The sequence below is a fragment of the Pontibacter korlensis genome, assembly GCF_000973725.1.
Lineage (GTDB): Bacteria > Bacteroidota > Bacteroidia > Cytophagales > Hymenobacteraceae > Pontibacter > Pontibacter korlensis.
Genome location: NZ_CP009621.1, coordinates 4,891,129 through 4,911,654, shown reverse-complemented (window position 1 = coordinate 4,911,654; position 20,526 = coordinate 4,891,129). Strand labels below are relative to the sequence as shown.

General features: G+C 47.4%; 11 protein-coding genes. 7 read left to right on the top strand and 4 right to left on the bottom strand.

The window, feature by feature from the left end; all coding sequences use genetic code 11:
• Positions 1 to 46 precede the first annotated feature (46 nt).
• From PKOR_RS21070 to PKOR_RS21045, 6 genes are all read left to right on the top strand, one after another.
• Positions 47 to 871: a ZIP family metal transporter gene (locus PKOR_RS21070; RefSeq protein ID WP_046313310.1), complete on the top strand. Its 825-nt coding sequence runs from the start codon at positions 47 to 49 to the stop codon at positions 869 to 871.
• A gap of 567 nt (positions 872 to 1,438) precedes the next feature.
• A complete protein-coding gene (locus tag PKOR_RS21065; protein WP_046313307.1) occupies positions 1,439 to 4,549 on the top strand; it encodes a SusC/RagA family TonB-linked outer membrane protein in 3,111 nt (1,036 codons plus the stop codon).
• A 12-nt stretch (positions 4,550 to 4,561) separates the two neighbouring features.
• A complete protein-coding gene (locus tag PKOR_RS21060; RefSeq protein ID WP_084694873.1) occupies positions 4,562 to 6,226 on the top strand; it encodes a SusD/RagB family nutrient-binding outer membrane lipoprotein in 1,665 nt (554 codons plus the stop codon).
• 17 nt (positions 6,227 to 6,243) lie between these two features.
• Complete coding sequence (locus tag PKOR_RS21055; RefSeq protein ID WP_046313305.1) at positions 6,244 to 7,017, top strand: DUF4397 domain-containing protein; 774 nt, start codon at positions 6,244 to 6,246, stop codon at positions 7,015 to 7,017.
• 245 nt (positions 7,018 to 7,262) lie between these two features.
• On the top strand, positions 7,263 to 7,874 hold the full coding sequence (locus PKOR_RS21050; RefSeq protein WP_046313303.1) for a peptidoglycan recognition protein family protein: 612 nt from the start codon (positions 7,263 to 7,265) through the stop codon (positions 7,872 to 7,874).
• A gap of 71 nt (positions 7,875 to 7,945) precedes the next feature.
• Complete coding sequence (locus tag PKOR_RS21045; protein WP_084694872.1) at positions 7,946 to 9,808, top strand: glycoside hydrolase family 9 protein; 1,863 nt, start codon at positions 7,946 to 7,948, stop codon at positions 9,806 to 9,808.
• Between the two features lie 37 nt (positions 9,809 to 9,845).
• Here PKOR_RS21045 and PKOR_RS21040 read toward each other — a convergent pair whose 3' ends face one another.
• Entirely contained in the window at positions 9,846 to 11,273 is a 1,428-nt protein-coding gene (locus PKOR_RS21040; RefSeq protein WP_158453813.1) for a serine hydrolase domain-containing protein, read from the bottom strand.
• Between the two features lie 602 nt (positions 11,274 to 11,875).
• Positions 11,876 to 13,447: a glycoside hydrolase family 10-like protein gene (locus PKOR_RS21035; RefSeq protein WP_046313301.1), complete on the bottom strand. Its 1,572-nt coding sequence runs from the start codon at positions 13,445 to 13,447 to the stop codon at positions 11,876 to 11,878.
• 318 nt (positions 13,448 to 13,765) lie between these two features.
• Between PKOR_RS21035 and PKOR_RS21030 the strand changes: the two genes are divergently transcribed.
• Positions 13,766 to 16,732, top strand: coding sequence for a serine hydrolase domain-containing protein (locus tag PKOR_RS21030; protein WP_046313299.1), 2,967 nt, complete (start codon positions 13,766 to 13,768; stop codon positions 16,730 to 16,732).
• Positions 16,733 to 17,014: 282 nt separating this feature from the next.
• On the opposite strand, the gene nagB is transcribed toward PKOR_RS21030, so the two are convergent.
• Together nagB and PKOR_RS21020 are read right to left on the bottom strand one after the other, a co-directional pair.
• Positions 17,015 to 18,982: a glucosamine-6-phosphate deaminase gene (gene nagB / locus PKOR_RS21025; protein WP_046313297.1), complete on the bottom strand. Its 1,968-nt coding sequence runs from the start codon at positions 18,980 to 18,982 to the stop codon at positions 17,015 to 17,017.
• 44 nt (positions 18,983 to 19,026) lie between these two features.
• Positions 19,027 to 20,277 carry an ROK family transcriptional regulator gene (locus tag PKOR_RS21020; RefSeq protein WP_046313295.1) on the bottom strand — a complete coding sequence of 417 codons (1,251 nt, stop codon included), beginning with the start codon at positions 20,275 to 20,277 and terminating at the stop codon, positions 19,027 to 19,029.
• Positions 20,278 to 20,526: the final 249 nt, after the last annotated feature.

The window sequence follows — 20,526 nt, the reverse complement described above, 5'->3', positions numbered from 1 at the left end:
CTTATTGTAGTGGCAAAAGGTATTACCATCGGATACATTTATATATATGGAAAGCATTGCGTCACTCCTAAAAGATATAAACCCTGTTTATGCTGCCCTGATTGCTACTACTTTTACCTGGTTGGTAACAGCCTTAGGTGCTGCTATGGTTTTCTTTTTCCGGGATCTGAACAGGGCATGGCAGGATATTATGCTTGGCTTTACGGGTGGGGTGATGTTGGCGGCCAGCTTTTGGTCTTTGCTTAACCCTGCCATAGAGTATGCGGAGGAGATGTATCCTGGCTTTGGCTGGCTGCCGGCAGCCGTAGGTTTTCTCGGAGGGTCACTCTTCCTATTTGGCCTGGATAAATTGGCTCCGCACCTGCACATTAACTTTAAGGAGAGTGAGAAGGAGGGAGTCGCTACCCATTGGCACCGGCCCACCTTGCTTATACTTGCTATCACTATTCATAACATACCTGAAGGACTTGCTGTGGGCGTACTTTTTGGAGCCGCAGCAAACGGAGTAGACGGTGTGTCTATAACCTCAGCCATTGTATTGGCCTTTGGTATCGGCTTGCAAAACTTTCCGGAAGGATTTGCCGTGGCTATGCCATTACGCCGGTTGGGGGTTAGTCGGCTTAAAGGCTTTTGGTACGGACAGTTGTCCGCCATTGTAGAGCCATTGGCCGGTGTTATTGGTGCCGCTGCCGTTACGTACATGCGGCCTATACTTCCGTACGCACTTGCTTTTGCTGCCGGAGCCATGATTTACGTGGTAGTAGAAGAGGTGATACCTGAGACGCAGCGTGACAAGTATACGGACCAGGCGGTGCTCGGCCTTATCGTTGGCTTTACCATTATGATGGTGCTTGACGTGTCATTGGGCTAGTTATGTAGCTCAAATTCGTACTCTTCTCAACTTTTTTCGTTTAAGGTTCGCTGCTTTCCTCTCAAAAATGTAGTTTTTCATAAACATCTGGCTGGGTTATGAAACCTCTTTCCTAAACACACCTTGCCTCTGTGGCCACCCATACGCTTTGCATTTATAATACAGCATCTGCCGTTCCTTAGGTTTAAACCTACTCTTTCGCTGCTCCTTTTTGTACAGAAGGTTTATCGGCTCTGCACCAATTAGGGCCTTACGGAAGCTTCTTTAAGCAATAGAATGCACTGCTAAAATTGCACTATTTTGGATTGTATGAAATGAGTGAGTGCTTCTTGTTTCAATCTTTATGAGCTGAAACAGGTACTGCATGTCATTCTAAAGAGATTTTTGATGTGGTTGCAACAGCTTGTTAATCAGTATTTTGTTATCGTCAGGAGGTGCTCACTTTTAGGTCAATAACACCGATCTTGTGAGCCAGAAACTTAATGTGATTACAACAAACCGCTGAAAAATTAGCACTCAATATAAAATATTATATATCTTCATGCCTTAATATCAACCTATCACATTATGAAGAACTATTTACGATGTATTTTGTGGGGGCTTTGCATGCTCCTGCTACATGCAGAGGGTTTTGCTCAAGGCAAGACAGTAAGCGGAACGGTCACGTCCGCGGAGGACAGAATTGAGCTTCCGGGAGTTTCTGTTACCGTTAAAGGTAAATCGCGTGGTTCTGTAACCGACGCATCTGGTCACTACACCATTAACAACGTAGAGGCTAGCGATGTACTGGTGTTCTCTTTCATTGGTATGAAGCCAGCAGAGCGCACCGTAGGAAATGCTACAACTATCAATGTGGCGCTTCAAAACGACAATGAAACGCTTGACGAAGTAGTAGTAACAGCTCTTGGTATCAAGCAAGAGAAAAAGGCGCTGGGTTATGCTGTAACCGAAGTTAAAGGTGCTACTATTGCGCAGACACAGCGTGAGAACTTTGTTAACGGTTTGGCAGGTCGTGTGGCTGGTGTGGATGTAAACACTACTTCTGGTATGCCAGGTGCCTCTACTTCTATTATGATCCGTGGTGTATCCTCCCTTAGCGGTAGCAACCAGCCACTATTCGTTGTAGACGGTTTGCCTATCAGCAACAGCACGTTCAACACATCTGCTTTTGCTTCTACAGCAAGCTCTGCTACATCACTTAACAACAGATCAACCGACTTTACAAACCGTGCAGCTGACATCAACCCAGAGGATATCGAGAGCATCACGATTCTGAAAGGACCAGAGGCTTCGGCTCTTTATGGTATCGACGCAGCTTCAGGTGCCGTGGTTATCACCACCAAAAGAGGTAAGGCGGGTACGCCACGTATCGACTACAACAACAGCTTCAGAGTTGAGCGCATCAACAAGTTCCCGGAAGTACAGCGTGTGTATGACCGTGGTCTGAATGGTGTGACAGATGACAGCGGTGAGCAGACTTCATATTTCGGTGGTCGCTACCCGGAGGGAACTCAGTTCTACGACAACATCGACAACTTCTTCCAGAATGGCTTTACGCAGAAGCACAACCTGTCATTGAGCGGCGGTAGCGAAAAGGCTACTTACCGTATTTCTGGTGGTTATACTGGCCAGGAAGGTTTTGTGCCTGGCACAGACCTGACAAAGTTCAACCTGTCTTCTGCTGTAACAGCCGAAATGAACAAGTACATCTCTGCTGACCTGACATTCGCCTATACTTATACTGATAACAACTCAGCTTTCAAAGGTGCGGGTGGTCCGCTGCTAGGCTTGCTAAGCTGGCCTGGTACGGATGATGCCAGCATATACTTAACTCCGAACGGTGAGCGTCGTTACTATTCAACAGGCGATACTGAGATCGAGAACCCGTTCTTCAACGTTAACAAGAACACGATCAACAACATTAACAACCGATATATCACAAACGCTCGTTTGATGATCGAGCCTACTGAGTGGCTGCGTTTTGTTGGTAACGCTGGTTTCGACTTCTCTTCTGGTAAAATCACGATGGTGCGTCACCCTGAGTCTGCTTATGGCTTCTCTCGTGGCGGTATTTTTGACCAGTCGTTGGATAACACGAGAAACTTCAACCTGCAGTACTATGGTGAGGCTGATCGTTCATTCTTCAACAACAAACTGAATGCTAACCTGAAAATTGGTAGCGCTGTGTACTCTCAGGAGACATACACCCAGGCTGTAACAGGTGAGCGCTTCCTGGCTCCAGGTCTGTTCTCAATCGAGAACACGGATAACACCACGCATCGTGGCCGTAACCGCCTTTCTGAGCGCCGTCGTATCGGTGCTTTCGGTAACCTGACCTTAGACTACGACAATATTTTCTTCCTGACGCTTACAGGCCGTAACGACTGGAGCTCAACGCTTCCGCTGGAGAACAGATCTTTCTTCTACCCATCAGTGGGTGGTAGCTTTATCTTCACAGAGCTTGAACCGCTACGTGGCATCAACAACATCTTGAGCTACGGTAAACTGCGTGCTTCCTGGGCTCAAGTTGGTAAGGATGCCAACCCTTACAGCATCCGTGCTTTCCTAGAGCCTAAGGGTACAACTGGCGGTGGCTTCGGTTATGGCTTTACTGGCCCAAGCCCGAACCTGCGCCCAGAGATGACTACTTCTTACGAGTTCGGTACTGAGTTGAAGTTCTTCGGCAACCGTCTCGGCATTGATGCAACTTACTTCAACAAGCTGTCCGAGGATCAGATCGTGCAGGATATGCGTCTGAGCTACGCTACTGGTTTCGTTCTTCAGGCATTTAATGCTGGTAAGATGAGAACGGAAGGTATCGAGTTGCAGCTTAATGCTTCTCCGGTAGTTAGCACCAACTTTACCTGGGATGTGTTGGCAAACTTTACGCACCTTTGGAGCGAACTGATGTCTCTTCCAGCTGGCGTGAACGAGTTCTACATGTCTGATACCTGGTTGTATGGTAACGTGCGTAACGGTTCTGTAATTGGCGGCCCGCTTACTACACTTACAGGCTTTGACTACCAGCGCAACGATGCTGGTCAGCTCCTGATCGACCCATCAACAGGGTATCCGCTTCGTGACCTGACTGAGTGGGTTGTTGTCGGCGACAGACAGCCGGACTTTACAGTTGGTTTAACAAACTCTTTTTCTTACAAGAACCTGTCGTTAAGCTTCCTGCTTGACTTCAGAAAAGGTGGTGATATCTACAATGGTACAGAGCACTTCCTGACTGCACGTGGCCTGAGCATGAGAACGCTGGATCGTGAAACACCAGTTGTGTTTGAAGGTGTGCTGAAAGACGGTAACGAAAACTCAGCTAACCCAACTCAGAACACAAAGGTGATCGACCCGTCTCGTGATGCAAACTTCTGGTCTACTTCTTATGGTCTGCCAGAGATCAACTTCATTGAGAAGGATATCAACTGGATGCGTCTTCGCGACGTGACCTTGAACTATAACTTTGACTCTAACCTGTTGAGCCGCTCTAAATTCATCAAGTCTGGTAGTGTGTTCGTGACAGCAACTGACCTGTTCATTATCACAAACTACTCAGGTCTTGACCCAGTGGTAAACGGTAACTCAGCGGCAGTTGGCGGCAGTGGTGGTGTTGGTTTCGACTATGGCAACTTCCCGATGCCTATTGGTTTGAACTTTGGTGTGAGAGTTGGCTTCTAACAAAGAATTACAATGAGAACAAGATACAATTACTTTAAAAAAATAGTGTGTGCCTCCCTGTTCGCAGCAGGCACACTAGCCACCACTAGCTGTGATAGCTACCTGGATGTGAATACGAACCCTAACGGGCCAGACCAGGTGGTAGCGCCACATTTATACTTACCAGCCATGCAGGCAGAGCTGGCATTGGGTATTCAGTTTGATGCCCGTTACCTGGGGCGCTACATCCAGAACTGGAACTGGCGCGACGTAGATAATACCTGGGATCGCCATGGGTATGTGTCCGGCAGCGACGCGGCAGGTCAGCTTTGGCGTTCTGTGTACTGGACTATGGGTGAAAACCTGACCGACATGATCAACAAGGCTGAGGAAGAAGAGCGCTGGGATTTTGTGGGTGTAGGCCATGTACTTCGGGCCTTCGGTTGGCAGTTGCTTACTGACTATCATGGAGAGATTATCGTGAAGCAGGCTTTTGAGCCAGGCCGTACCACTTTTGAGTACGACACGCAGGAGTATGTGTACGAAGAGGTAAGACGCCTGACTTTACTGGCAATCGAAAACCTGGAGCGTACTGACGGCAAAGTAGGTAACTCTACGCTGGCGCAAGGTGACCTGATTTATAACGGCGACCGCCAAAAGTGGCTGCGCTTTGCTTATGGTTTGTTGGCTATCAACGAGAGCCGTCTTACCAACAAGTCTAACTTCAATCCTGATAAAGTGATTGAGTATGTAGACAAGGCCCTGCAGAGCAACAGCGATGACGCATCCGTTCGCTTTGAAGGTGCAGTAAGCACAGACACAAACTTCTTCGGCCCACGCCGTAGTAACCTGAACCCTTACCGCCAGTCTAAGTTCATCGTGAGCTTACTGGACGGCACTAACCCTGCTCTTTCAGATCCTAGCCTGGTAGGTGAGGACCCTGTGTTTACAGAGCAGCACCTGAAGGATCCTCGCCTGCCTGTTATGCTGGCACCTGCCAACGACGGGGAGTACCGTGGTGTTACTCCGGGTGTAGGTGTAACAGAATATTCTGTTGCCAATGAGCGCCCTCGCAACTTGTGGGGAACTGCAACAGACAACGTAGCGGCTACTACAGCAAACAAGTATTTGTTTGGCAACAATGCGCGCTTCCCACTAATGACGTATGCCCAGCTGCAGTTTATCAAGGCTGAGGCCGCCTTCATCAAAGGTGACAAAGCTACGTCGCTGGATGCCTATACAAAAGGTGTGAATGCGCACATGGACTTCGTAAGATCATTTGTTACAAATGATGCCTCTACTCCGGAAGACGAAGTGGCTGTTTTCCAGGCGCGTCGCAATGAGTATCTGGCTAGCGAAGAACTTATGCCTAGAACTGCCGATGAGCTGACGCTGCAGAAAATCATGCTGCAGAAGTACATCGCACAGTGGGGCTGGGGCTTTATCGAAACTTGGTCTGACCTGAGAAGATACGATTACATTGCTAACCCAGACGGTACAATAGATACTGATCCTAGCAACAACGTATTTGCTGGTTTTGAACTTCCTGATCCGCTGTTCGGCCTTAACCAAGGTAAACCTGCTTACCGTTTCCGCCCACGATATAACTCAGAGTATATGTGGAATGCGGCCTCCCTGGAGAAAATAGGTGGCTTAGAGCAGGATTACCACACTGTTGAAATGTGGTTTAGTAAGTAATTAACAGAGAGATTTACATGAAGAATATACTGTATAAATCATTTGTTGTGCTGGCAGCTGGCCTAATGCTGGGAGCCTGCGAAGAAAATGCTATAGAGGATTATAATGAGCCGGTCACAAGTGGAGCATTCGTAAAGTTTGCACACACTGCGGCAGATGCTCCTATGGTGAATTTCTACCTGGATAACGCTAAGATCACTGCTTTAGCCGCAAATTCTGCAGGGGAAGAGCAAGGTCTTTCTTATGCCACTATTTCTGTGTTCCCGGCTAGTTATGGTTACGCTAACGTGCCAGCTGGTAGCCATAATCTGCAGGCTATAAGCCCGGCTACTACAGGTGCTGGAGTTGTGGCAAGCTCGTCTGTAAACTTTGAAGAAGGAGAGCACTATACTACTTTCTTAGTAGGTGAAACAGGTGCTTTCGAAGCCTTTGTGGTTGAAGACGAGTTGCCTGCTGAGAACTATGCGCAGACACACGTTCGCTTTGTGAATGTGCTAAAGCATGCACCTGCTGCATTTGATGCAGAGATAGTTCGAACAGCTACTTCCGAAACACCAGAAACCAGAACATCTCTTGGTAATGATGTTGCCTTCAAGGGTAATACTGCTTATGTAGCTATTGAGCCACAGGGTTCTTATTTGGTAGAGCTTAAGACAGTGGATGAAGAAGGTGAGGAGGTTACGTTAAAATCCGCTAGCTTTTCTCCTGTTGCAGGCCGTGTTTACACGCTATTCCTGCGTGGGAATGCTGATGGCAGCACTGTTTCCTCTACTTTAATCCGTGACAGATAACAAGCACTGACTTTTATACCTGAACACGAAGAGCCGCCCTATGGGTGGCTCTTCGTGTTTCTAAGCAATGCTAACAAGTGAAGTCTTACTTGTAGAACCTTCAGAGCTTCCTGCTTTGCTACTGTATGGCAGTTATAGTATATTAGCTAACCTTTTCACGCACTATTGACCAAAGCCAGCTATAAGGAGGAAAATTCTGGTCTTGATCATACTTAACAAGGCCGTGGCTGATACACCATATCACTATGAAGCAAGCTTTATTCTTTGCTCTTATTGCCGTATTGTTTTTTAGCTGCCAGCGGCCAGCAACGCAGCAACTTGTACCGGAAAATATAGCTTATCTTTCACGTGCAGATTGGGGTGCTAAGCCTGCTGTACTACCAATGCGACCTCACGACCTCACGCGCCTCACCATACACCATACTGCTACCCGCCAGTTACCTGAAAAGCCACTTAAGGAAAAAATGGTTTTGCTGCAGAAGTTCTCGCAGGAGGAAAGTGTGTTGGCAAGTGGTAAAACGAAACCGGTGTGGACAGATATACCTTATCACTTGTATGTCGACTGTAATGGTGTTGTGGCTGAGGGGCGGGAACTAGCCTATGCTGGAGACTCCAACACTGCCTATGATCCGGCAGGCCACCTACTGGTGGTGGTAGAAGGGAACTTTGAAGAAGAGGAAATCACTCCCGAACAGCTGGTAACTTTAGAGGCGCTGGTACCGGCACTTGCAAAGCGCTACAACATCCCGGCTGATAGTATAGGTGGCCACCTTGACTTTGCCATGACGCTATGTCCGGGTAAAGGGCTGTATGAAAAACTGTCTCATTTCAGGGAGTTGGTGGCTCATCAGAAATAAATGATGCTCTGTTTGGCCAGATGTGCCATGCTTATCTAAAAATGAAATGCTCCTGCAGTAGTTGAAATAATATGTTAAAAAGAAAAAGATTCCTCGCGCTCATTATAGCAGCATCTGCCATAGCCTTTACAAGTATCGGTGTTTCTGGTTGCGTGCAAACTAAAAACTCCGGCTCTAGTGAAACTGCCGCAGCACAGGCTCAGTCGTGGGTTCGTATCAATCAATTAGGGTACACGCCTTCAGGAGTAAAAGTGGCTGTGTGGGTAAGCAAATCGCCGCAGCAGCTTAAGCAGTTCGAGCTTGTAGATGCCACTACCAATAAAGTTGTTTTTAAAGGCAGTGCAGGTGAATCTTTTGGAGCTTACGGGCCTTTCGAACAGTCCTGCCGGCTCAACTTTACAACATTTAACCAGCCTGGCAGCTACTATATAAAGGCAGGAAAAGCAACATCACCAGTTTTTAAGGTTGCGACTGATGTTTACGAAGGAGCTGCGGATTTTGCCCTTCGCTATATGCGGCAGCAGAGGAGTGGCTTCAATCCTTACCTGCAGGACTCCTGCCACACCCATGATGGCTATACTATGTATGGACCGATGCCAGACAGTACATTGCTTGATGTATCCGGAGGTTGGCACGACGCATCAGATTACCTGCAGTATGCTACCACATCAGCCAACGCTACTTATCACCTTCTGGCTGCCTACCGCGATTTCCCGGAGGTGTTTACAGATAAACACCTGGACAATGGACTCGAAGGAAGCAACGGAGCAGCAGATGTGCTGGATGAGGCAAGGTGGGGGCTAACATGGCTTTCTAAAATGCACCCTCGGGAGGATTGGCTTTTTAACCAACTGGCAGATGATCGGGATCACCAAGGGTTGAGACTGCCTACTAAAGATGATGTGGATTATGGAATGGGAAAAGGGAAAGCCCGTCCGGTATACTTTGCTACCGGCGCGCCACAAGGCCTGGGCAAGTACCAGAACAGAGCAACAGGCGTAGCCTCAACAGCAGGCAAGTTTACCAGTGCCTTTGCCCTGGCTGCCCAAATCTATAGCGACAAGGATGAAAAGCTGGCAAATATGTTTGCCAGAAAAGCAGCTTCGGCATTTAAACTTGGTTTGGCAAAACCGGGTGTAGCTCAAACGGCACCGAACCGTGCACCATACTTTTATGAGGAGGATAACTGGGTAGATGATATGCAATTGGGTGCTGCGGCGCTGCATCAGCTTACCGGGGAGCAGGAGTACTTTAACCAGGCCTATGCCTATGGCCAACAGGAGAAGGTAACACCATGGATGGGAGCAGATACAGCCAGGCATTACCAGTGGTATCCTTTTCATAACTTCGGACACTATGAGCTGGCAAAGAAAGCGGAAGCACCTAAAAGAGCAGAGCTAGTCAGTTTTTATAAGGAAGGCATTGAGAGAGTTTTCCAGAAAGCGAAAGAGAATGCCTTTTACCGCGGCATACCTTTTATCTGGTGCTCTAACAACTTAACAACCTCTTTCGCTATACAAAGCCACCTCTACCGTGAGCTCAGCAACGATGAGACCTATGCGGAGCTGGAGCAGGCAAATATTGACTGGCTGTTTGGCTGCAATCCCTGGGGCACGAGTATGATATATGGCCTACCCGCGCATGGCGACACGCCTGTTGATCCTCACTCGTCGCTGACTTACCTGCACAACTACCCACTGGATGGAGGTTTGGTTGATGGACCTGTTTACGGTAGTATCTTCAGAAACCTGAAAGGCATACAGTTAACCAAGCCGGATGAGTATGCTGCCTTTCAGTCGAACCTGGTGGTGTATCATGACGACTTTGGGGATTACAGCACCAATGAACCAACGATGGACGGTACAGCATCACTGGTATACCTGTTAGCTGCCAAAGAAAAGAGTGCCCGACAGGAAGCACAGACTAAAAAATAATTTAGCAGTTTTTAGTGTTTTCGAACGACCTATAGGGTTAAGGCAGTTGCTGGTTTTCGGCCAGCAAAGCGTTCTGGAACAAGTCAGTTTCAGGCCAGTGCTCTTTGGCTAATATCATTTCTTTTAATGTGTTGTTTAGCTCTTCTGCAACCTGGTGCGGAAGCTCATTGTTTCTGGTGTTTGCCAGAACAGTGAAACTGAACTCATCATTAAGCCTGGTTAAAACGGCTGTTGTGCCTGGCAAGGAGCCGTAGTGGCTCCAGGTATTGTAGCCAAAGTACGTATTCTCCAGCAGCTGGCTATTGATCAGGTCTGGCACCAGGAAATTACGATCAACCAAGGTCATAAACCGCATCAGGTCAGTGGCTGTAGCAATCCAGCCACCATGTGCATCCATGCGGGCCATATTGAAAGCATAAGGGCTCACTTCCTGTTGGTAGTAGGTTACCTCTGCAGGAACTCGATCATGTAAGGTGCTGCCGGCAAGTTGCATATGCGCGATGCCCGCTGGCTGCAAAACAGCCTCTGCAACAAAATCTGCATAGCTTTTGCCTGTCACCTTTTCAATGATTCTGCCAAGTATAGCATAACCTAAATTAGAGTAGTAATAAGTCGAGCCGGGGGTAAAACTGAGTTGTTGGTGAAGCACCACATCAGTAATGATTTCCTTTGCGGTGAGCGACGCATTGCTGAACATAGGGTCTCTGGGTTCGTTGGTCCAGCCTGATTTGTGTCGGATCAGGTCTTCAACCGTGATTTTGTCTATTTCTGAATTTGCTGGTGGAGCAGGGTAGTCATCTTTAAGGATACCTTCTGGCCCAAAGACTTTATCAGGGAAAGAAAGTATCCCTTCCTGTATAAGCTTTAAAACGGCTATACTTGTGATCGGCTTCGACAGGCTTCCAATCCTGAAGAGGCTATGGTCATCTACCAGAAGGTTGGCCTCCTTATCGGCGTATCCATAGCTTTGAACATGCACAAGCTTTTCGTTTTTGGTAATAGCCACCGAAAGTCCAGGAATATTATGGCGTTGCATCAGCATGTTTAGTGCATCGTCTAGTTCCGTAAAGGTTGGGTTTACCTCAAGTCGATAGCTTGTTCCTCTTCCTAGTTCTGACTCTACTTTTAGTACCTGGCCAGACGCGGCATAAATAACTGCTGTCTGGCCTTCCTGCTCTTCGCTACCTATATACAGTTTGGCATCCGGGTGTGAGGTAGTAAAGGTAGCCACAAGCTTGTCTGGAGATACTCCTTGTGGCAGATCCACAGAGATATTGGTGCCGGAGATAGTCGCATCTACATCCGCCGTCAATCCAGTGTTATCCGCTTTCAAAAAGCTGAAAGAGGTTAAGCTCGCTTCGGTGGTATAGGGAATAGTATAAGTATCGGGTGCTATTATATCCTCATCCTCTGTTTGGCAAGACAACAGGGTGTAGAGAAAAATCAGGGTAAGCAGTCTTCCCATACGCATCATAAAAAGGTCGTAAAATGCTAAAATCGAAAGCCCTGAAATGAAGACTTGGCCTCATCTCTTGGCAGCCTTTTTCATAGTTTAGGAGGAAGGGCAGCTAATCACCACCTTTAGAAAGGTGATGATTAGCTGCAAATAAAAAATATTTGATAGTATGAAACAAAATTATTGCTGAGGCAGTAGTTGAATAATTCCGTTGAAAATGGCTTTAATATGCTTTATAAATTGTATTTTTTGTGTGATGCAAGCCTCTTGCTTTGGTATGCTTTGTAGTACTTTAGTTATAATACTGAAGACTTTTTTTGGTAGGCTGCTCGCTTGCTAATTGTGCCTAAGCAACAGCTTTGTGAAGGTGTTAGAGTGTAGGTTAATTCGTTAGGAGTTAAAAATCAATAGTTTAGGTTTCCCCTGATGAAAGCTGGATGAATGTCTGTAGTGGAATATTTCGGCCATTCAATATATAATAGGTTGAATTTAAGTGGATTATGTGCTTATAAGGGGATGAGAAAAAGCTGAAAAAAATTAAGAGCTAGAGAAAAAAAGAGATGCCGCAGCAGAAACAATATATGTTCTACTGCGGCATCTTATAACTGAAGCTAGTATTTATACTTTATTGTAACAGCCTGAGAAGGAGCACTCTCGTTTTGCTGACGGTCCAGTGCAGTAACTACGTAAACATATTTTCCACTTTCCAGTGGGGTTTCATCTATAAAAGTAGTTTTAGAGCCAAACACCTTCGCCACAATATGAGCGGGGCTGTTCAGGTCCGGGTCGTAAGGTTGCCACATGCGTTCTTTCCAGAATTCTTTTTTCCAGACAGGGATGCTTTGCTTCTCAAACCTGTAGACAACATAGTATCGCACGTCCTGGTCGTGCTGCCAGTGTAGTCTTACCCCTGATTCTGTCTGGCGCACAACCAGTGAGAAAGGCGGCTCCAGTTCTTCGTTCTGTTTCCACTCCATAATAGGTAACAGGGCAGGGTACTTATAGTAGGTATTGCGCAGGGAATCCTGCAGGTGGTTTGGGTTACTCATGACAGACTTTGAGCTGAAGAAAACACTTCCTCCAATATTTGGCGTAATTCGGGCCAACTGCAACTGGCGCGGAATTTCAGCCGGGTCGTGCCATTCCCGGTAAGTTAGGTCAGTGCCAACCTTATAGGCCCCGTGCCCAATATATAAGTGGCGCTGGAAAGTGTTCTGTGCCCACCATTCCACCAGCGTTTTATAGTCGGCGGCTTTGTTGCCAATGTGCCAGTACAGCTGTGGTACCAGGTAATCAATCCAGCCGAGCTGCATCCATTTGCGGGTGTCGGCATACAAGGCGGTATAGCTTGGTGCACCAGCTGTTGTGGCAGAACCATCAGGGCCATCAGCTAAGTTCTTCCAAACGCCAAAAGGACTGATGCCAAACTTCACGTAAGGCTTAACTGCATTTATACTATCGGAAATTCCCTTTATCAGCTCGTCTACATTATAGCGTCTCCAGTCGTTTCTATTACTGAAGAGGCCTTTGAAAGCAGCATAAGTGTTATTATCCGGAAATGGCTTATTGGCAACAGGGTAGGGGTAGAAGTAGTCATCAAAGTGTACCCCATCAATATCGTAGCGGTTAACAACATCCATCACCACATTCGTGATGTATTGGCGTACCTCCGGAATACCAGGGTTGAACACGAGCTTTCCATCATACTTTACAAACCACTCCGGCTTACGTTTGGTGATATGGTTGGGCGCAACTACCGCCTTGGCATCAAAGGTGGCACGGTAGGGGTTAAACCATGCATGAAACTCCATTCCTCGTTTGTGCGCTTCATCCAGCATAAACTGCAGGGGGTCGTAAGGTGGGTTCATGGCCAGCCCCTGCTTACCTGTAAGCCACTCAGACCAAGGCTCCAAGCTGCTGCGGTAAATTGCATCTGCGGCAGGCCTGATTTGTACTATTACAGCATTTATGCCATTCTTCTGGTGCTCATCTAAAATGTACTTAAACTCTTGCTGCTGCACTGCCGGTGACAGTCCTTTTTGCCCAGGCCAATCTATGTTCGCAACTGTTGCTATCCAAACAGCACGAAACTCGCGCTTTGGTGGCTCTGGTTGAGATTGAGCATGTGCTGCATTAATCGTTAAAATAAGAAGCAGGAAGTACTCTAGTAAATGTTTTCTCATGCAGGTGTAAATATGTAATTCTGGGTACTTTATATAGCTGATATTTGATTTAGCCTAGTTCTGGAGATGTAAAAACAACTATAGCGAAATATAGCAATAGGATGTTATTAAGGAAAGAGCAGGGAGTGAAATTGATAGAAACTTGTACTTTAGTTTTTGTAGGTGAGGCAGCGCTCAAGAATCTGTGGTAACATAGACCTGCTTTGTGCGAAAAGACTTAAATTTACCTTCAATCACGCAAATCATTAACTTCTAAACGCTTTGAAAAAAAGATCTTTTCTTTTGCTCTCCCTCATTGCCTTCTTCCTTTTTGGGGCAATGGATGCGGATGCGCAGAGGCGCACCTCTAAAACCCGTCGCAGCTCTGTTGAGAAGGCGGCTAAAGCCTTCGATCCTGCTACGGATCCTCCTTTCCTGAATGCCAACCAAGCCTGGGTTGACTCAGTATTCAACACCCTTAGCCCGGAGGAGCGAATTGCACAGCTGATCATGATTCCGGTATACTCTAACAAAGACCAGGCGCATATCGACTCGGTAAGCAAGCTGGTAACAAAGTATAAAGTAGGTGGCTTAATTTTCTTCCAGGGGGGACCGGTGCGACAGGCACGTATGACCAACCGCTACCAGAGCGAAAGTAAAGTGCCGCTGATGGTAAGTATAGATGGGGAGTGGGGCCTGGCAATGCGTCTTGATAGTACCATCAAGTTTCCTTACCAAATGGCTTTGGGTGGCATAGAGGATGAAAAGTTAATTTACGAGATGGGGGCTGAGATTGCCCGCCAGTGCCGTCGCTTAGGTATCCACGTAAATTTTGCTCCTGTGGTGGATGTAAATAACAACGCCAATAACCCTGTAATCGGCTTCCGCTCTTTCGGTGAGGACAAGTATAATGTTACCCGTAAGGCAATGGCCTATATGCGTGGCATGCAGGACGAGAAAGTGCTGGCAAACGCCAAACACTTCCCTGGCCACGGAGATACCAATGTGGACTCTCACTATGGTTTACCTGTAATCCACTTCTCTAAAATCCGCCTTGACTCTGTTGAGTTGTATCCGTTCAGAGAGCTGATGAAGAACGGCCTGGGTAGCTTGATGGTAGCGCACATGAACATCCCTGTGCTGGACAATACCGTTAACCTTGCTTCTACACTTTCCAAGCCCATTGTGTCGGACCTGCTGAAAAAGGAGATGGGATACAAAGGGCTTGTGTTTACAGATGCATTGAACATGCAGGGAGTTGCCAAATTTTATGCTCCCGGGATAGTGGATGTAAAGGCTTTGCTGGCTGGCAACGACATGCTGCTGAACACAATGGACGTGAAAACCACCATCCAGGAAATAAAGAAAGCTATTGCAAATGGTGAGATAACACAGGAGGAGGTAGACGCCCGTGCCCGTAAGGTTTTAGCCGCAAAGCAGTGGTTGGGGCTTGACAACTATAAGCCTGTGGAACTAGAGAATCTTGTCGAGGATCTGAATAACCCACACGCCAAGTACCTGAACCAGCAATTAGTTGAAGCCTCACTTACATTGCTCCGCAACAAGCAGAACATCCTGCCTATTCAGAACATAGATACACTAAAAGTAGCTGCACTTGCTATTGGTACTAACAAGCAGACAGACTTCCAGCGTGATTTGGCACGCTATACCAAAGTAGATACTTTCTTCCTGCAGCCGACTGCCTCTATTGCAGAACTGATGGCTCTTAAAGAGAAGCTGCAAGATTATAACATGGTTATTGCAGGTGTGCATAACCTGAACCTGAAGGCTGGTGGCAGCAACTTTGGCATATCTGCCGAAATGAACCTGTTCCTGAAAGACCTTATCCGTTCTAAGCCAACCATAGTAGGCGTGTTTGCCAATGTGTACAGCCTGGCTGAGCTAGAGAGCCTGGATAAAGCGGATGCTGTTATTGCTGCCTACCAGGAGTCGCCTGAAACGCAGGACCTGGCAGCACAGATGATCTTCGGCGGTGTTGGGGCAAAAGGAAAGCTGCCTGTAACTATAAACAGCGCCTTTAAAATAGGAGACGGCCTGAAAACAGAAGGTGGTTTACGCTTTGCCTATACTATGCCGGAGGCTGTTGGTCTGAAGACCGCGGATTTTAAAGGAATTGATTCTCTTGTGGCGCAGGCTATGGAGCAGAAAGCAACTCCAGGCGCGCAGGTGCTTGTGGCTAAAGATGGAAAAGTAATCTACCACAAAGCTTATGGCTACCACACTTATGACAACGAGCGCCCGGTAGAGGTAACTGACTTGTATGACCTGGCATCGGTAACCAAAATCAGTACCTCGTTGGCAGCGTTCATGAAGTTGAGCGGAGAGGGACGTTTTGATGTAGACCGCACACTAGGCGAATACCTGCCTATGATGGAGGGATCCAACAAGGCTGACCTGAAGTACCGCGATATCCTGACGCACCAGGCAGGACTTAAATCCTGGATACCATTCTGGAAGGAGACTGTTAAAAAGAACGGTAAGTTTAAGTGGCGCACTTTTAAGGCTGATTCTTCCCGTCGCTTCCCAATCAAAGTAGCCGACAACCTGTACATCCACCGCAAGTACGCGAAGAGGATTTACAAGGAGATAGAGAAGTCGCCTTTAAATGAAAAGCCAGGGTATGTATACAGCGACTTATCGTTTATACTTGCTCCGTTGGTGGTGCAGCACATCACTGGTGAAGATTTTGAGACTTACCTGAAGGAGAAAATCTACAAACCAATCGGCGCGACTTCCCTTACATTCAATCCATACAAATACTACTCTCCAGAAGATATTGTGCCAACAGAGTATGATTCCTTGTTCCGTAAGCAGCTGCTACACACAACTGTACACGACGAAGGAGCAGCCATGTTGGGAGGTGTGAGCGGCCATGCAGGTTTATTCGGAAACTCTAACGATGTGGCAAAACTCATGCAGCTTTACCTGAATGATGGTAAGTTCGCAGGGCAAACATATATCTCGGGCAACAAGGTGAGTCAGTTCAGCAAATGCCAGTTCTGTGACCAAGGTAACTACCGTGCCATCGGTTTTGACCGTCCGGCAAAGCCAGGGCAGCAGAACAGCAATGCAGCACCAAGCGCACCAGTAGAGAGCTTTGGCCACTCAGGCTTTACAGGTACCTACACTTGGGTAGACCCGGTAAATAACCTGGTGTATGTATTCCTGTCTAACAGAGTGCACCCAACACGCGAGAACAACCTGCTAGGTAAACTAAATACCCGTACGAATGTGCTGCAGGTGGTATATGATGCTATAGAGAAGAGCCAAAAAGTGCAGCAGTAAAGACTGACTCCACTGCTTATTTTTATGAAGAGAGGCACCCTAACCGGGTGCCTCTTTTTTATGGGGGGAAGTATAATCCAAGCAGAAGAGGGTGCCTCATAGCTTAGTACTAAAAGAAAGCATTAAGAGCTAAGAGGAGGAAGGTAAGTGAAGGCAGGGTGAGGTTACAGACAATGACTCTCCAAGTACATAAACATAAAAACCCGCTCAAAACTGAGCGGGTTTTTTTCGTAGCCCTAAACTCTAAATGTACCTATATGTGTCCCCTGAGATGTGGGTGGTTTAGTAATGGTAGCGTACGAATGCCTCCATGGCCTCATAGTCAGCAAGGCCAAGTTTATGATATTGTTCAGCCGTTTCACGGTTGCGCTCCTCAGCACGAACCCAAAACTCGCGTGCGTCGTCGCCCGGAAAAACCGGCGTATCTTTTTGAGACTGGTGTTTGAAAATTGCCTGGCGCTTACGCAACACCTCTTTCGGTGAAAGCGGAACAGCCATCTCAATCTCATATGTTTCAAATTCGTGCCATGCACCTCGGTACATCCACAACCAGCAGTCATTTACCCATGCCTCACCTGCTTGCTTCAGTCGCTTAAGCGCCTCTACTATTATTCTAAAGCATACAATGTGTGTGCCGTGTGGGTCGGCAAAGTCACCGGCAGCAAATACCTGGTGCGGTTTTACACGCTGAAGCAGCTCTATCGTTTGGTTTATGTCTTCATCAGAAACAGAGTTCTTTTTGTGCTTCCCTGTTTCGTAGAAAGGCAGTGCCATGAAGTGGATGTTCTCATCTTCCAGTCCAGCATAGCGGGCGCCAGCATAAGCCTCACTTTTACGGATGAAGCCCTTCACATTCATAATCTCCTGCGTGTCCACCTGGTTCGGGTGCTTCTCTTCAATAAAGCCACGCATGTCGTCGTATACTTTCTGCAGCTTGCTGGTGTCGTTGCCAAGGCTCTTGTTGAAGTCTATGGCAAACTCCACATAGCGCAGCACATCATCATCCCACACGGCCGTATTGCCTGAGGTCTGGTAAGCCACGTGTACCTCATGTCCCTGGTCTACCAGTCTGATAAAGGTACCACCCATGGATATTACATCATCGTCAGGGTGAGGGGAGAAGATCACCACACGCTTACGGGCAGGCTCTGCTCGCTCAGGACGTTGAGAATCATCAGCTTTTGGCTTACCACCCGGCCAGCCAGTAATTGTATGCTGTATCTTGTTAAAGATGTCGATGTTGATGTCATAGGCAGGACCAAACTCAGTAGCGAGCTGCGCCATACCGTTGTTGTTGTAATCCTCGTCAGTTAGCTTCAGAATTGGTTTGTTAACCTTTTCAGACAGCCAGATCACCGCTTTCTTGGTTAGCTGTGTATCCCAAACACAATCCTTCACCAGCCACGGAGTGTTAAAGCGCGTCAGCTCAGAAGCGGCGTCTTCATCAAGAACAAACTCCACGTTGTTCGACAGCTGCAGGTATGTAGCCGGTACCTCGCTCGACATTTCACCTTCCACAGCTTTTTTAATGATAGGGGCTTTTTTCTGGCTCCAGGCCATCAGGATGATCTCGCGAGCCTTGAAGATGGTACCAATACCCATGGTGATAGCCTTGGTAGGTACATTTTCCTTACCACCGAAATCACGGGCAGCATCACGGCGTGTCAGGTCATCGAGCGTGACAAGGCGCGTGCCTGAGTTAGGCGCGGAACCTGGCTCGTTAAAGCCGATGTGACCTGTACGACCGATGCCTAAAACCTGTAGGTCCAGGCCACCAACCTCTTCTATCTGGCGCTCATAGTTCAGGCAATATTCGTGTATTTCTTCCTTAGGCAAAGTGCCGTCCGGAATATGCACGTTATCCTTGTCAATATCGATGTGGTTGAAGAGGTTCTCGTTCATGAACGTGACATAGCTTTGAGCCGCGTCAGGTTGCATTGGATAATACTCGTCGAGGTTAAAGGTGATGACGTTGCGGAAGCTAAGGCCCTCCTCGCGGTGCATTCTCACCAGCTCCTCGTATACGCCCACAGGAGTGGCACCAGTAGCCAGTCCAAGCACTGCCTGTTCCCCTTTGTCTTGCTTGCTTCTGATCAGGTCGGCAATGCGTTTTGCCACAGACACGGAAGCAGTGTGCTGGTCAGGGAATACGCTTACCGGAAGTTTCTCAAAACGCGTTTCTTCCAGGAGGTTAAGCCTTGGTGTACTGCGTTGTGGATTGAAAGCGACATTGTTCTTTAGTGGATGCATGTGCGTTGTGCGTTTATACTTTTTTCAATCTCAGTTTTATCTTCTTATCTGGCTTGCTCAAGTTGCTGTTCCAGAATATTTTCCATCACTGTAGCTGTAGCTCCCATCATGCTTGCCTGCAGGCCTAACGTAGATAGGGCAACACTGGTAGTCTCCCGTAGCTGTGCCATACAGTACGTGTTGATAGACTGCTGTATAGGTGCAGTAATCAGCTGCCCGGCCTCAGCAATTTTTCCGCCGAGTATAACGAGCTCAGGATTAAATAGCTGTATGAGTATAGCGATGCCTTTACCCAGGTATACACCGGTTTCGGAAATCAAATTGATGGCGAACTGATCGCCCTGGCGTGCCGCTTCTATAATGTGCTGCGGCTCCAGTTGCTCCAACTCCTGTTCTGATAGGCTGCTTAACAGCGATTTTTGTCCGGCCTTTATGCCCTCTTGGGCTATTCTTGCCAATGAAATACCAGATGCAACAGTCTCCAGGCATCCGCGCTTACCGCAATGGCAAAGGGCACCGTTTTCAACCAGAGGTATGTGACCAAACTCACCGGCAAAGCCAGCTGCGCCGCCACGAAGCCTGCCGTCCATCACTACGCCAGTACCTACACCCCAATCCAGGGAAACAACCAAAACGTCTTGCTTTCCTTTTGCCTGGCCAAAACGAAGTTCTGCCAGGGCTGCACTTTTAACGTCGTTCTGGATAAAGACTGGTTTTCCAAGTTTGCGGCTCAGCAGGTCTTGTAGCGATTCTTCAATCACATCAGTTCTAAGGTAGGTGCGGGAGTCGCCTTTCTTGCTGGCAACAAGCCCTGGCATGCTTACTCCTATACCTACCAACTTCTGTGGGTCTATACCAGATGAGGCTATCATTTCCTGTACCCAGTTGTTCAGGGTGTCCAGGCCGCTTAAGTCTTTGGGAAGGGTATAGGCAAAAGTATGGACAGGAGTAACATAGTTGTTGTTGTTGTCCATGATCGCCATGCGGGTTCTGAACCGGTCCATGTCGATGCTAAGGACAAAAAGAGAGTTGTTGCGGAGTCCGTAGAGGTCGGGTTTACGGCCACCAACAGATTTGCCTAGCCCTTGCTTCTCCACCAGTCCCTCAGAGATGAGCTCACCTAATAAGCCCATGGAAGTAGGAGAACTGATGTTGAAGCGAGAGCAAATATCGGCATTGGTGCGAGCGCCTTTTACATACAGGTGTCTGATAATCTTTACTTTCTGTAAAAATTTCTTCCTCTCAACATTGTTGAGTGTCTCCAGATGATCTGTATGTGAAGTTAAGGTGCTCATGCACTTAGCGTGTAAAACCTATCAGAAGCAATATTATCTAAAAGTTTCTGGTAAGGCAAAAACTTTAGTAAAAAATTTTAATAAAGTTTTCTTGATGGTATTTAAATTATACGAAAGCAGTATCAGATTGTTCTTGGAAGCTATCGTCTAGTAAGCATGAACTGTTTAGTTTAAGGAGCTTTGCAGTGGCTAGGAAATTTGAAGGCAACTGATCATAAAAAAAGCCGCTCTTCTTTCGAAGAGCGGCTT